The following is a 13,671-nucleotide window of genomic DNA, read 5'->3' on the forward strand; positions in this document are numbered from 1 at the left end:
AAAACTGCTCTAAATTCAAGAATCTAAATTAACAGAAAATGTATATACCTGATTTATTCAAAAACGAAAACCCAGAAGCCATTAGAACCTTTTTGAAAGAGAATGCTTTTGGAATCCTTATCAATCAAACCAATGGAAAATTATGGGTAACTCATATCCCTTTGGAATTAGATTATAACAAAGATGGTGAAGAAATTTTATATGGCCATATCTCAAAAGAGAATCCACAATGGACAGCTTTTGAATCGAATGACGACGTTTTAGCAGTATTTACAGGAGTTCATTCCTATATTTCCCCTTCTTGGTATGACCATGAAAATGTACCTACTTGGAATTACTCGGCTGTTCATGTTTATGGAAAAATTAAAATCGTAGAAGGAGATGCCGTAATCGAATCCTTGAGTAAACTGGTGGACAAATATGAGCAAAACTCAAAATGCCCAGTTAGAGTCGCCGATCTATCAAAGAAAACAATGATGGAAGCTAGAGGAGTTGTAGCTTTTGAAATTAAAATACAAGAAATACAGGCTCTAACCAAAATGTCACAAAACAGAGATGACAAAAATTATGCAGCTATTATTAAAGAACTTAACAATACAGAAAATCCGCAATCTATAGCAGTAGCAAAAGAAATGGAAAAATACAGAAAGTAATTACCAATTTTACATTGAAAATTGGTAATTGCTAATTACATTTGCAGTCGTTTTAAAAGCCAAAAAATAAAAGATGCTAACCATTATTTTATACTTTTTTATTGCTGTAGTTGTCATTCAACTTTTTTATTATCTCTTTGTTTTTGCAAAATTTTCATTTGCCAAAGCACAAGAAATAAACGCTAAAAACATTCCAATTTCTGTAATTGTTTGCGCCAAAAATGAAGAAGATAATATTATTAAATATGTCCCTTTACTTGCCGAACAAAATTATCCCGATTTTGAAATCGTCTTGATTGACGATGCTTCAAGCGACTCAACTTTAGATATTTTTGAAGAATTTGAGAAAACATATCCAAACATTCGCCTTGTAAAAGTAAAGAATAACGAAGCTTTTTGGGGAAACAAAAAATATGCATTGACATTAGGTATCAAAGCCGCAAAAAAAGAATATTTATTATTTACTGATGCTGATTGTTATCCTACTTCAAAAGAATGGATCACTGCGATGAGTGCCCAATTCTCAAGAGAAAAAACAATTATTTTAGGATATGGCGGTTATGAGAAAATAGAGCGTTCATTTTTGAATAAATTAATCCGTTTTGAGACTTTACTTACCGCTGTTCAATATCTTTCATGGGCAAAATCAGGTAATCCTTACATGGGAGTAGGTCGAAATTTAGCATACAAAAAAGAAGAGTTTTTTAATGTAAATGGTTTTATAGACCACATTCAAATTCGCTCTGGGGATGATGATTTATTCATCAATCAAGCTGCGGATTCAGACAATACAACTATCAGCTACAGCCCTGAAAGTTTTACTTACTCGGCACCTAAAACCACATATAAAGATTGGTTTATTCAAAAAAGAAGACATGTTGCCACTGCCAAACATTACAAAACATTTGACAAAGCACAATTAGCTATTTTCTTTAGTTCGCAATTGTTGTTTCTTACATTGCCTATTATTTTATTAGCCTTTCAATTTCAATGGATATTAGTATTGAGCATAATTGGCTTTAGATATTTATTCACTTGGATTGTTCTTGGGTTCGCCGCTGGGAAATTAAAAGAAAAAGATGTGATGTATTGGTTCCCTATTATAGAATTTATACTTATATTCACACAAATTAATGTCTTCATGACCAACATTTTTTCAAAACCAGCACATTGGAAATAAACAAACAAATAGAAAAAGCAAAAAAAGGAGATCAAGTTGCCTTTACTTTTTTATTGGATTATTATTGGAATGAAGTCTATGGTTTTATGCTTAAACGCACCGAAAACGAAACCACTGCAGAAGACATCACAATAGAAACCTTTTCTAAAGCTTTTGACAAAATAAGTACTTACAATTCAGAATATCAGTTTAACACCTGGCTCATTTCTATTGCAAAAAATGTCCATATCGATTTGATACGCAAAAACAAATCGAGTCTTTTTATAGAAATTACAGATGAGCAAGACCAACAGGCTTATAATATTGCCGATACAACTCCATCTGCCGAAGACGTATTAATCACAGAACAAAATCTTTCACAATTATTACAATTCATCAAAGAGTTGAAACCCCATTACCAAGAAGTAATTCAGTTACGCTATTTTCAAGAAATGAGTTATCAGGAAATTGCCAATAAAATAGATGAACCATTGAGTAATGTAAAGATTAAACTCCTTCGTGCAAAAAAGCTTCTATCTGAAATTATCAGAAATAGACATTAATTTAGTTAAATAAATAAATTTTTAACTAACACAACTTCTTCATCCACTTATAATTATTACTTATTTAACAATTTAATTGAAAAATAATACATTCTCTATACACTAAAATTCCTATTGTTTTCGTTAGAAGTTAAAATCACTTTAGCTTATGATTTAATTATTACCTAACCATTAAATCTATAAATTATGTCTAAATTAAGCATCTACGAAACCAACTGGATTGACCTTGTTTTCGAAAACAGAAACAAAGAGTATGGCGCGTATCCTTTACGCCAAGAAAACACCAAAACATCCTTAACTGCTCTCTTTACAGGAGCCTTACTTTTGACATCGGCCATTAGTCTTCCTATGGTTTATAATTATCTAAATCCGGAGCACAGGATCGCCCCATCAATACCTCTTGATACTCCTGTTACTCTTGTAGATCTTACTACTTATGTTCCACCCAAAACAGAAGTAGAAAAAACAGTTATGCCAGAAATTAAAAGACCAATTACAGAGAATATTAATACAGATACAAAACTTATAAATCCAGAAATCGTTCATTCAGATCTGGCAACTACAGAAATTGCTACTAATGTTGAACTTAAAAATACCACAAGCAACAACACTGAAGGTGCAGTTAGCACAGGTTTAGACACAACAGCTCCAACAGGTACAAGCACAGGAGTAAGCACTCCCAGCGTTCCGGACAACACTATTGTTTCTAGTGCCGTATTAGACAAAATGCCTGAATTCCCTGGTGGAATCAAAAAATTCTACACTTATGTTGGGAATAATTTTGAAAAACCGGAATTAGAAAGCGAAAGTGAGATTCGAGTAAACGTTTCATTTGTAATCGAGAAAGACGGAAGCATGACAGATATTAAAGTACTCAAAGATCCGGGTTATGGATTAGGAACAGAAGCCATACGCGTTTTGAAATCTTTAAAAACCAAATGGGCTCCCGGAATGATTGAAGGCAAGGCCGTTCGAACCGCCTACAACTTACCTATTACCATACAAGCTAACTAAAAAAAGAAAGCTGAACTCCAAAAGTTCAGCTTTCTTTTTTTAATTAACCACAATACAAAGATTGAGATTTATTTTTTCTTTGTAGTCTTCTTCGTAGTAGTTTTCTTTACAGGAACAGTATTTACAATCTTTTGTTGCACATACGGTTTGTATAAACCATCTTTCTCAGCTCTTGCTTTTGCATCATCAGCTCTTTGATTTGAATCAGGGTGAGAACTCATCATTTGATCTATAAAAGAACTTTGCGCTCCACCACTCATTTTTGCCAATATCCTAAAAGCAGATTCTTCAGCATTTACATTATACCCGTTTTTCTTCATGAAATCATAAGCAAACAAATCCGCTTCTGCTTCTTGCTTACGGCTGTGTTTACTATCAATCATAGCACTACCAATTTTTGCCAATTGGCTATCAGTTATTGCCGCAACTTTATTAGATTGAGAAGCTGCTGCATCAATCAAAGCCTCTTTTTGATATATAGCTTTCATAGCATCTCTTGAATCATGATTATTAACATGTCCTATTTCATGACCAATAACAGCAATTAGCTCATTATCATCCATCACATCCATCAAACCAGAAAAAACACGTACACTCCCATCAGCAGTTGCAAATGCATTGATATCTTTTGTTAAATACACTTTGTAATTCAAGGTATAAAACTCTCCTTTGGTATGTTTCCCAAAAACTCTAGCTAAACGAATTGCATAAGGATCTGTTGGTCCTGCCACTTTATTTTCGGCATCCATTTTATCAACGGCTGGCTTAGATAAAGCTGCTGCATCAGCATCAGAAAAAGTAAATCCAGTCATCCCTTTTTGAACAGCACCTAATGCTCTTTCACCTAAATTAATTTGCGCATGTGTTGTTGAAACTCCAAACAAAACAACTAAAGCTCCTAATAATATTGATTTTGTGTTCATCTTTTTTTTATTTATTTGAAGGTACAAATATAATATAAGTTTGACATAACTGAATTTAGTTTTATTCTAATGTTTAGAATTTAATCCTTCAAAGCCTTTAAATAATCTTAACAACGAAAAGAGACTTTATACAAAAACCTAAAAATTGACCTGATATTTGTGTACATTTCATCAAAAATCATAAATATTGAATCTTATTTTTTAAAACTACATTCCTTATCTTTGCAGTCTGAAAATCGAAATATGGAAACTGTTTTAGACAATACATTACCTGTTGGAAAGCCAAAATGGCTAAAGGTAAAACTTCCAATAGGACAAAAATACACTGAACTTCGTGGTTTAGTAGATAAATATAGCTTGAATACGATTTGTACATCTGGAAGTTGTCCAAATATGGGTGAATGTTGGGGAGAAGGAACTGCAACTTTTATGATTTTAGGAAATGTCTGTACACGTTCTTGCGGTTTTTGTGGAGTAAAAACAGGAAGACCAGAAACTGTAGATTGGGATGAACCTGAAAAAGTAGCGCGTTCTATAAAAATTATGAATATCAAACACGCAGTAATTACGAGTGTAGATAGAGATGATTTGAAAGATGGTGGTTCTATTATATGGATCGAAACTGTTAAAGCCATTCGAAGAATGAACCCAAATACTACTCTGGAAACTTTGATTCCCGATTTTCAAGGTATTGAAAGAAATATCGACCGAATCGTAGAAGCCAATCCTGAAGTTGTTTCCCATAACGTAGAAACCGTTCGTAGACTAACTCGTGAAGTACGTATACAAGCAAAATACGACCGAAGCCTGGAAGTTTTGAGATACCTAAAAGAAAAAGGCATCAATAGAACCAAATCCGGAATTATGCTAGGACTTGGTGAAGAAGAAGAGGAAGTTTTTCAAACCATGCGTGATTTACGTGCTGCCAATGTAGATATTGTAACCATTGGTCAATATTTACAGCCTAGCAAAAAACACCTTCCTGTAAAAGAGTTCATAACACCCGAGCAATTCGAAAGATATGAAAAATACGGATTAGAGTTAGGCTTCCGCCATGTAGAGAGTGGTCCATTAGTACGATCTTCATATAAGGCACAGAAACATATCAATTAATTTTAGATTTCTGAGAAATCTGGAAACTATTAGCTTCGCATCAACTTTAAAATGACAAAAACAAGAATTGCTATAAATGGGTTTGGAAGAATTGGTCGAAATTTATTTCGCTTGCTTTTAAACCATCCCACTATTGAAGTAGTCGCCATCAATGACATTGCCGATAAAAAAACAATGGCGCATTTGGTAAAGTACGATAGTATTCATGGTGTTTTGCCATTTGCAGTAAGCGCAGATGAAACAGGAATTTTTGTTGATGGTAAACATGTTTTGTTTTTCCACGAAAAAAGCATTGCAAAACTAGACTGGAAAAGTATCGATATAGATATTGTCATAGAATCTACCGGAAAACACAAAACTTTCGAAGAAATAAACACACACATTCTTGTTGGAGCCAAAAAAGTAATTCTTTCGGCTCCATCAGAAGTAGACACTATAAAAACTGTAGTATTAGGTGTTAATGAATCTATTCTTGACGGGACAGAAACCATTATCTCTAATGCAAGTTGCACGACCAATAATGCAGCTCCCATGATAAAAGTCATTGACGAACTTTGCGGCATTGAGCAAGCTTACATTACCACCATTCACTCCTTTACTACTGATCAAAGTTTACACGACCAACCTCATAAAGATTTGCGTAGGGCTAGAGGCGCAAGTCAATCAATAGTTCCAACAACCACAGGTGCTGCAAAAGCATTGACCAAAATTTTTACGGAACTAGATGGTAAAATGGGTGGTTGCGGAATTAGAGTACCTGTTCCTGATGGTTCTCTAACAGATATTACATTCAATGTAAAACGTGAAGTTACCATAAAAGAAATAAATGATGCTTTTAAATTAGCTTCCCAAAACACTTTAAAAGGATATTTAGAATATACCGAAGACCCAATTGTATCCGTAGATGTTATTGGCAATAAAAATTCATGTATATTTGACTCACAGCTTACATCAGTAATAGACAAAATGGTAAAAGTAGTAGGCTGGTATGACAATGAAATAGGATACTCCTCCAGGCTCATTGATTTAATTCTATTGATACAGTAAAAAAGTGTAAACAGCCAAATATCTCCTAATAGCTCGGGAAGGAAATGAAAAATCAATAAATATTAACATATGAAGCACTTTTTATTATTTATTATTTTTTTTCATTCAGTACTGTATCCCCAAAAAAGAGTTAAAGTTGATAGTATCTCATACTACTCTTATCTAGCAGCTGAGAGCATCAATAATAATAAATATAAAGAGGCTTTATTATACACTCAAAAATCTATTGATTTTTGCAAAAGAAATAACAAAACAGAAGCTGAAGCTATTCAAAACTATAAGCTTGGAAAAATTTATTTCGATCTAAAACTTCACAATGATGCTATTGAAATTTTAAACAGAAGCATTCATTTATTCAGTGCCGTTTCTAATAAGCCAAATATAAAAGTGGCAAATGCCTATTATTTTATGGGCTTGTCTTATATCGAGAAAAAGAATTACTCACTTGCAGAAACTTGCATTTCTAAGTCGGAAGAAATTCAAAAAAAACTAGGAATTAAAGATCAAACCGACTTAATAAACCTTCAAAAAGGAATACTTTCAAAAACAAAAGGAAACATTGCTTTCGCTTCGACTATATTCAATTCTATTCTTGCCAAACCTAAAAGCGAAGTAACAACAAACACTAAAGCCGAAGCCTTATACCAAATAGGAACTATTGAAGCCCTAGGAAAAAGATATAATTTAGCTTTAAACTACCTCAACAGGGCCTTAGATTTAAACAAAAACACCAAAAATCTTGACCAAAGATCAAGCATTTTACTAACTATCAGCTCTGTATATGACAAAATGTTAGATAAAACGAATGCTTTTATCTATCTCAAACAGCATTTGAATTTAAAAGAAAATATTTCCCTGTCCAATGATCAAAAGTTAGGCATCAATGATTATGAAAACTTTAAAGAAGTACAGCGATTACAGGAAACTCTACGTCTTGACAAAGAAAACAAAGAAAAAGAAAAATCCGATAAATTCTCTAAGCTTATAAGCATTCTTGCCATTGCTATTATTTCAATTTTATCTCTATTAAGTTTATCTCTTTATAAAAATAATATCATTCGTAATCAAACGAACTTATTATTAAAAGAAAAAAACAATGAATTAATTCTGGCAAAAAACAAAGCAGAAGAAGCCTCAAAGGCAAGATCTGAGTTCTTATCAACCGTAAGTCATGAATTAAGAACCCCCTTGAATGCCATAAATGGGATTGCTCATTTATTATTGGAAGAAAATCCCAAAAAATCACAAATGCATTATTTAACTTCCTTAAAATTTTCGGGGAATTATCTAACGACATTCATCAATGATATTTTGGAAATAAACAAAATAGACTCCAATAAACTGGAGATAGAATACATCAATTTTAATCTAAAACAATTATTGGGCGACATACAAAACTCCCTAAAAGAGATAGCCACAATAAACAATAATAAATTCATTCTCAAAATTGACCCTGAAGTTCCTGAAAATTTGATTGGTGATCCAACCAAATTATCCCAAATCTTCATGAACTTAATCAATAATGCCTTAAAATTTACCAATAACGGAACAATTAGTGTAATTACTAAATTAGTATCCTATCAAAACGATAATGCAGTTATTCATTTCCAAATCGTTGATACCGGAATTGGGATTCCAGAAGATAAATTAGAAACAGTATTCGAAAGCTTCTCCCAAGGTTCTATAGAAATCAACAGAAAGTTTGGAGGCACCGGATTAGGATTAACCATCGTAAAAAAATTGGTCAAAATATTAGGTGGAGAAATAAAACTAAAAAGTGAAGTTGGAGAAGGGACTACTTTTTCATTTGATTTAAATTTCAAAGTAGATTCGATGCCTATTCAAGTTAAGCCCGAAAATAAAAATTACGATCAGGAAATATTCAAAAACAAAAAAGTATTGGTGGTTGAAGACAACAAAATCAACCAAATGATTACCAAGAAAATGTTGGTGAATAAAGAAATGGAATGTACTATTTTAGACAATGGTGAAGAAGCCATTGAAATCTTAAAAGATAATGCATTTGATTTGGTTTTAATGGACGTTCATTTACTTGGTATCAATGGAACTATTGCTACACAACAAATTAGAGAATTTGACACCACAACTCCAATCATTGCACTAACTGCAATTTCATTAAATGAAAACAGAGAAATGCTACTTTCTTTTGGCATGACCGATGTAATTACAAAACCTTTTGTTCCGGAAGATTTTTATACCATTATTGCCCAAAACATGGTTAATTCCTAACCTCTTACGATTAACTCTTTTACGAGATTTCTCAAAATAGGCTCAGCTTTTTTAGCAGCTTCTAAAACCTCATCATGAGTAACAGACAGAATATTTTCTTCATCACCCATATCTGTAATAATTGAAATTCCAAAAGTTTCTAACTCCATATGTCGGGCCACAATTACCTCAGGTACAGTTGACATTCCAACACAATCAGCTCCCAAAATCTTAACCATTCTATACTCGGATAAGGTTTCATACGTAGGACCTTGCAGACCTAAATATACCCCATCATGAACCTCAACATCTAACTCTTTTGCAATTTCTTTTGCTTTAGCAATCATTTCAACAGAATATGGTTGGCTCATATTTACAAACCTTGGTCCAAAACGTTCGTCGTTCTTTCCTCTTAAAGGATGATCAGGCATGAAATTGATATGGTCTTTGATAATAACAATCGACCCTACTTTATAATTGGGGTTTACTCCTCCAGAAGCGTTAGAAACGATTAATTTTTCAACACCCAAATACTTCATTACCCGAACAGGAAAAGTCACTTCCTTCATAGAATATCCTTCATAATAATGAAAGCGTCCTTGCATTGCTACAACTTTTTTAACACCAATTGTACCAAAAACCAATGCTCCTTTGTGCCCCTCAACGGTAGAAACCGGAAAATTTGGTATTTCTTCATATGGTAAAGTAAACTTTACATCTATATCATCGGTAAAACCTCCTAATCCTGATCCTAAAATCACTCCATATTCAGGAATAAAATTTATTTTCCCCTGAATAAAGCTAACTGTTTCTTGTACTTTGTCCCACATAGTTCAAAATATTTTTATCAAAATTATCTGCATCAGAAAGGAACGAACTTTTAATAGGCAAAAAATAAAGCTGTTCACTCAAAATACTTCCTTTCAATCGAACATAATCTTTTTCGGTTGTTACAATAATCTTATCATGTGCTTTCTCCTTAATTTCCAACAATTCGCTTTCGCTAAAATTGTGGTGATCCGGAAAAGTCAAACATTCGTCATCCCCTTGTTTCAAATGGGCAAAAAACGATTCGGGTTTTGCAATTCCAGCCAAAAGCATCTTGCTTAAACTTTTAATCTCTAGTACTTTTAGCGTTTCCTTTTCAGAATAAACTACATCATCATAATCTATAAAGGTAAAGAACAAACTTTGATTCGAAGATAGGCCAAACTGTTTTTTAATATTATTTTGTTCTGCAATCGAAAGGTCCGAAGGACATTTGGTGACAATAACCACATTTGCTCTCTGAACTCCACTCCTACTCTCTCTTAAATTTCCTGTAGGCAACATAAGATCATTACAATACAAATCTCCATAAGCAGTAAGCAATATATAAAAACCTGCTTTTACTTTCCTATGTTGAAACGCATCGTCTAATAAAATAACCTCAGGAGGATTTGAATTAGAAAGTAACTGTTCGATTCCATTTTTCCTATTGGCATCTACAGCCACTTGAATATTCTTGAATTTTTGATAAAACTGAAAAGGTTCATCACCCAATTGTAATGCATCCGAAGTTGAATTAGCCAAAACAAATCCTTCTGATTGTCTTTTATAGCCTCTGCTCAAGGTAGCTACTTTATATTTATCCGATAATAACCGAATTAAATATTCTATTTGAGGTGTTTTCCCTGTACCACCAACACTAAGATTACCTACTGCAATAACAGGCAAATCAAAAGAATAGGATTTTAAAACCCCAGTATTGAAAAGAAAATTCCGAACACTTGTAATAAAGCCATACAAAATGGCAAATGGAAACAATATTTTTCGCAGTAAATTCATTTTACGAAAGTATAATATTTTATCTTTGGATGGAAATTATTAAAAACAAACTAATACTAACTTTACAAATTAACATCTAATAGTTACTATTGTTAATTAGTAAAGTACAAACTAATAAATACCCCATAAAGATTAAAAAATGAGTACTATAAAAGAAATTCTTTCTGTTCTTGAAGAAATGGCTCCATTGGCATATGCCGAAGATTTTGACAATGTAGGTTTAATAATCGGAGACGAAAACGCTGAAGCAACGGGTATTTTGGTTTGCCACGATGCTTTAGAAAATGTAATTGACGAAGCTATAACTAAAAAATGTAATTTGATAGTTTGCTTCCATCCTATTTTATTTTCAGGAATAAAGAAAATAACAGGAAAAAATTATGTAGAACGAGCTCTACTCAAAGCCATAAAAAACGACATAGCTATTTATGCGGTTCATACGGCACTAGACAATCACCCAGAAGGTGTAAATAAAATATTTTGTGATACATTGGGACTCACAAACACCCAGATTTTAATCCCAAAACAAAATCACATCCGAAAATTAGTTACCTATACCATTCGAGATAATGCCGACAAAGTTCGTAATGCCTTGTTTGAAGCAGGCGCAGGAAGCATTGGTAATTATGACAAATGCAGCTTCAATTCAGAAGGAACTTTTACTTACCAAGGTAATGAAAAAAGTGAACCTACAATTGGACAAAGAGGTGTGTTATCTACAGGTACCGAGGTTAAAATAGAAGTGGTTTACGCCAAACACTTGGAAGCAAATATTATAAAAGCATTGAGGGAAAATCATATTTACGAAGAAGTTGCTACTGAAATCTACAATATGAAAAATACGTTCAATCATATTGGTTTAGGAATGATTGGTGAACTCGAAGAACCGATGGATGAAAATGACTTTTTGCTTTATGCAAAAGACAAAATGAAAGCCGATGGAATTCGTCACTCTGCCTTTACAGGAAAAAAGATAAAAAAAGTAGCAGTCTTAGGAGGCTCGGGTAGTTTTGCTATTAAAAATGCCATTCAAGCCGGTGCCGATGTTTTTTTGACAGCCGATTTAAAATATCATCAGTATTATGAAGCCGAAAATCAACTTTTATTAGCAGATATTGGCCATTTTGAAAGCGAACGCTATACAAAAGAGTATATTGTTGATTATCTTAGAAAAAAAATTCATAATTTTGCAATCATTTTATCGGAAGAAAATACAAATCCAGTTAAGTACTTATAGAATATGGCGAATACGAAAGAATTAAGTGTTGAGGACAAGTTAAGAGCAATTTATGACTTACAGTTAATTGACTCTAGAATTGACGAAATCAGAAACGTTAGAGGAGAACTTCCTTTAGAGGTTGAGGATTTAGAAGATGAAGTTGCAGGTTTAAGCACTCGTTCAGAGAAATTGAAAGGTGAACTCGAAGTTATCGAAAACCTTATCAAAGAAAAAAAGAATGCAATCGACGAGCACAAAGAAGCTGTCAAAAAATACACTAAACAACAAGAAAGTGTTCGCAATAACCGCGAATTCAACTCTTTGACTAAAGAAGTAGAATTTCAAGAATTAGAAATTCAACTAGCTGAAAAGCAAATCAAAGAAATGAAAGCTTCTATTGAGCATAAAAAAGAAGTAATCGCTTCTTCAAAAGAGAAATTAGAGTCTAAAATGTCTCACTTAAAACATAAAAAATCTGAATTGGATGCTATCATGTCCGAAACTCAAAAAGAAGAGGCTTTCTTAACTGAGAAATCAGCGGAATATGAAGAGCTAATTGAAGAGCGTTTATTGGTAGCTTACAAAAGAATCAGAAGCAGTGTTCGTAACGGATTAGCAGTAGTTTCTATCGAAAGAGGTGCATCTGCAGGGTCATTCTTTACGATTCCACCACAAACACAAGTAGAAATCGCTTCTAGAAAGAAAATCTTAATTGACGAGCATTCTGGAAGAATTTTAGTTGACAGTGTTTTAGCTGAAGAAGAAAGAGAGAAAATGGAACAATTGTTTTCAAAATTCTAAAAAATAACTAAGTCCCGATCTAATCGGGACTTTTTTTATATCTCCACATATTTTGAGTCTCAAAAAAAGTATTCGGTTTCTAATTGTCAAATCGGTTGGTCAATACATCAACCTACTCAGTTTGGTGAATCCCAAAAAAGCGTTGCATATATCCTATTCTCTTTTTACCAACCCCAGAATAGGTAAAATTCAAGAAGACAACCTTCCAGAAATCCTTCAAGACACCATCAAAGAAACATTCCATCACAACGAAGACCATTTCCAGACCTATACTTGGAAAGGAAATGATACTAAAATTCTTTTGGTTCACGGCTGGGAAAGCAATTCTGCCCGTTGGGAAAAAACCCTACCTTATCTACAAAAATCCGGAAGCACCATCATAGCCATAGATGCACCTGCTCACGGACAAAGTAGCGGTAAGGAATTCAATGTACCCCGTTATGCAGAATTCATCAACAAAGCGGTAAAAAAACACAATCCAAGCATTATCATTGGTCACTCCATAGGAGGCGCAACCTGTATTTACCATCAGTATTTACATCCCGAAACCAGCATTGAAAAAATGGTAATTCTAGGCGCACCATCAGATTTGAGAACACTTATTGATAATTATATCCAAATGTTGAGTCTAAACCGTAAAATGTTCTCTCTTTTAGAAAAACGCTATTTAGAAAATTTCAATTTCGAGCTGGAAAATTTTTCAGGTGCCACATTTGCCGAACAAATCAATATAGAGGGAATTATTGCTCACGACACCACTGACAATATAGTTGCATTTGAAGAAGGGCAAAAAATAGCTAACGGTTGGAAAAAAGGACATTTCATAACCACTACTGATCTTGGTCACTCCATGCACGATGATGATTTGTATCAGGAAATCTACCGCTTTTTATTTAAAAAATAGATTGCTCGATTTCTAGACTGTTCGGTTTCTAGACTGTTCGATTTTTGGATTATTAGATTTTTGGATTTCGGGTACTTTAACAATCTGAGAATTCTATTAAAAAAAACATTCATACGACTTAACTATTAATCTAAAGATCGAACAATCTAATAATCCAAGAAGTCTAAAATAAAGAATACACTCTTACGATTTAATTATAAATCTAAAAATCGAACAATC

13 protein-coding genes are annotated in these 13,671 nt (G+C 33.2%); 10 read left to right on the top strand and 3 right to left on the bottom strand.

Annotated features, from left to right (window positions below):
• The first annotated feature begins 38 nt into the window (after positions 1-38).
• The 4 genes from OZP08_RS19050 (at position 39) to OZP08_RS19065 (ending at position 3,389) form a co-directional block, all read left to right on the top strand.
• A complete protein-coding gene (locus OZP08_RS19050; RefSeq protein WP_268847625.1) occupies positions 39-653 on the top strand; it encodes an FMN-binding negative transcriptional regulator in 615 nt (204 codons plus the stop codon).
• Positions 654-726: 73 nt separating this feature from the next.
• A complete protein-coding gene (locus tag OZP08_RS19055) occupies positions 727-1,833 on the top strand; it encodes a glycosyltransferase (RefSeq protein ID WP_281322610.1) in 1,107 nt (368 codons plus the stop codon).
• Positions 1,824-2,375, top strand: a complete 552-nt coding sequence (locus OZP08_RS19060) for an RNA polymerase sigma factor (protein WP_268847626.1) — start codon at positions 1,824-1,826, stop codon at positions 2,373-2,375. The genes OZP08_RS19055 and OZP08_RS19060 overlap by 10 nt, the downstream gene beginning before the upstream one ends.
• Positions 2,376-2,561: 186 nt before the next feature.
• Complete coding sequence (locus OZP08_RS19065) at positions 2,562-3,389, top strand: energy transducer TonB (protein ID WP_268847627.1); 828 nt, start codon at positions 2,562-2,564, stop codon at positions 3,387-3,389.
• Between the two features lie 68 nt (positions 3,390-3,457).
• On the opposite strand, the gene OZP08_RS19070 is transcribed toward OZP08_RS19065, so the two are convergent.
• Positions 3,458-4,312, bottom strand: coding sequence for a M48 family metalloprotease (locus OZP08_RS19070; RefSeq protein WP_281322611.1), 855 nt, complete (start codon positions 4,310-4,312; stop codon positions 3,458-3,460).
• A gap of 243 nt (positions 4,313-4,555) precedes the next feature.
• On the opposite strand from OZP08_RS19070, the gene lipA reads away from it, so the two are divergent.
• The 3 genes from lipA to OZP08_RS19085 all read left to right on the top strand — a co-directional run bounded on the left by lipA (position 4,556) and on the right by OZP08_RS19085 (position 8,722).
• Entirely contained in the window at positions 4,556-5,425 is an 870-nt protein-coding gene (gene lipA / locus OZP08_RS19075; RefSeq protein ID WP_268847628.1) for a lipoyl synthase, read from the top strand.
• Between the two features lie 51 nt (positions 5,426-5,476).
• Entirely contained in the window at positions 5,477-6,472 is a 996-nt protein-coding gene (gene gap / locus OZP08_RS19080; RefSeq protein WP_268847629.1) for a type I glyceraldehyde-3-phosphate dehydrogenase, read from the top strand.
• A gap of 69 nt (positions 6,473-6,541) precedes the next feature.
• A complete protein-coding gene (locus OZP08_RS19085) occupies positions 6,542-8,722 on the top strand; it encodes a tetratricopeptide repeat-containing hybrid sensor histidine kinase/response regulator (RefSeq protein ID WP_281322612.1) in 2,181 nt (726 codons plus the stop codon).
• On the opposite strand, the gene OZP08_RS19090 is transcribed toward OZP08_RS19085, so the two are convergent.
• Positions 8,719-9,531 (bottom strand): purine-nucleoside phosphorylase, encoded by an 813-nt coding sequence (locus OZP08_RS19090; protein WP_281322613.1) that lies wholly within the window; start codon positions 9,529-9,531, stop codon positions 8,719-8,721. The genes OZP08_RS19085 and OZP08_RS19090 overlap by 4 nt on opposite strands.
• Positions 9,503-10,528, bottom strand: a complete 1,026-nt coding sequence (lpxK, locus tag OZP08_RS19095; RefSeq protein WP_281322614.1) for a tetraacyldisaccharide 4'-kinase — start codon at positions 10,526-10,528, stop codon at positions 9,503-9,505. The genes OZP08_RS19090 and lpxK overlap by 29 nt, the downstream gene beginning before the upstream one ends.
• 139 nt (positions 10,529-10,667) lie before the next feature.
• On the opposite strand from lpxK, the gene OZP08_RS19100 reads away from it, so the two are divergent.
• From OZP08_RS19100 to OZP08_RS19110, 3 genes are read left to right on the top strand one after another with little or no spacing between them, the layout of a single operon-like run.
• Positions 10,668-11,765: a Nif3-like dinuclear metal center hexameric protein gene (locus OZP08_RS19100; protein WP_281322615.1), complete on the top strand. Its 1,098-nt coding sequence runs from the start codon at positions 10,668-10,670 to the stop codon at positions 11,763-11,765.
• 3 nt (positions 11,766-11,768) lie between these two features.
• Positions 11,769-12,548, top strand: a complete 780-nt coding sequence (locus tag OZP08_RS19105; RefSeq protein ID WP_268847632.1) for a zinc ribbon domain-containing protein — start codon at positions 11,769-11,771, stop codon at positions 12,546-12,548.
• Positions 12,549-12,600: 52 nt separating this feature from the next.
• A complete protein-coding gene (locus tag OZP08_RS19110) occupies positions 12,601-13,452 on the top strand; it encodes an alpha/beta fold hydrolase (protein ID WP_268847633.1) in 852 nt (283 codons plus the stop codon).
• Positions 13,453-13,671 lie beyond the last annotated feature (219 nt).

It is taken from the genome of Flavobacterium aestivum (assembly GCF_026870175.2).
In the GTDB taxonomy this organism is placed as follows: Bacteria; Bacteroidota; Bacteroidia; order Flavobacteriales; family Flavobacteriaceae; genus Flavobacterium; species Flavobacterium aestivum.

Coding starts and splice junctions, on each gene's coding strand:
- OZP08_RS19090 (WP_281322613.1), bottom strand. CDS start 9,531: ATGTGGGACAAAGTACAAGAAACAGTTAGCTTTATTCAGGGGAAAATA.
- OZP08_RS19070 (WP_281322611.1), bottom strand. CDS start 4,312: ATGAACACAAAATCAATATTATTAGGAGCTTTAGTTGTTTTGTTTGGA.
- OZP08_RS19085 (WP_281322612.1), top strand. CDS start 6,542: ATGAAGCACTTTTTATTATTTATTATTTTTTTTCATTCAGTACTGTAT.
- OZP08_RS19105 (WP_268847632.1), top strand. CDS start 11,769: ATGGCGAATACGAAAGAATTAAGTGTTGAGGACAAGTTAAGAGCAATT.
- lipA (WP_268847628.1), top strand. CDS start 4,556: ATGGAAACTGTTTTAGACAATACATTACCTGTTGGAAAGCCAAAATGG.
- OZP08_RS19055 (WP_281322610.1), top strand. CDS start 727: ATGCTAACCATTATTTTATACTTTTTTATTGCTGTAGTTGTCATTCAA.
- OZP08_RS19100 (WP_281322615.1), top strand. CDS start 10,668: ATGAGTACTATAAAAGAAATTCTTTCTGTTCTTGAAGAAATGGCTCCA.
- gap (WP_268847629.1), top strand. CDS start 5,477: ATGACAAAAACAAGAATTGCTATAAATGGGTTTGGAAGAATTGGTCGA.
- OZP08_RS19050 (WP_268847625.1), top strand. CDS start 39: ATGTATATACCTGATTTATTCAAAAACGAAAACCCAGAAGCCATTAGA.
- OZP08_RS19065 (WP_268847627.1), top strand. CDS start 2,562: ATGTCTAAATTAAGCATCTACGAAACCAACTGGATTGACCTTGTTTTC.
- lpxK (WP_281322614.1), bottom strand. CDS start 10,528: ATGAATTTACTGCGAAAAATATTGTTTCCATTTGCCATTTTGTATGGC.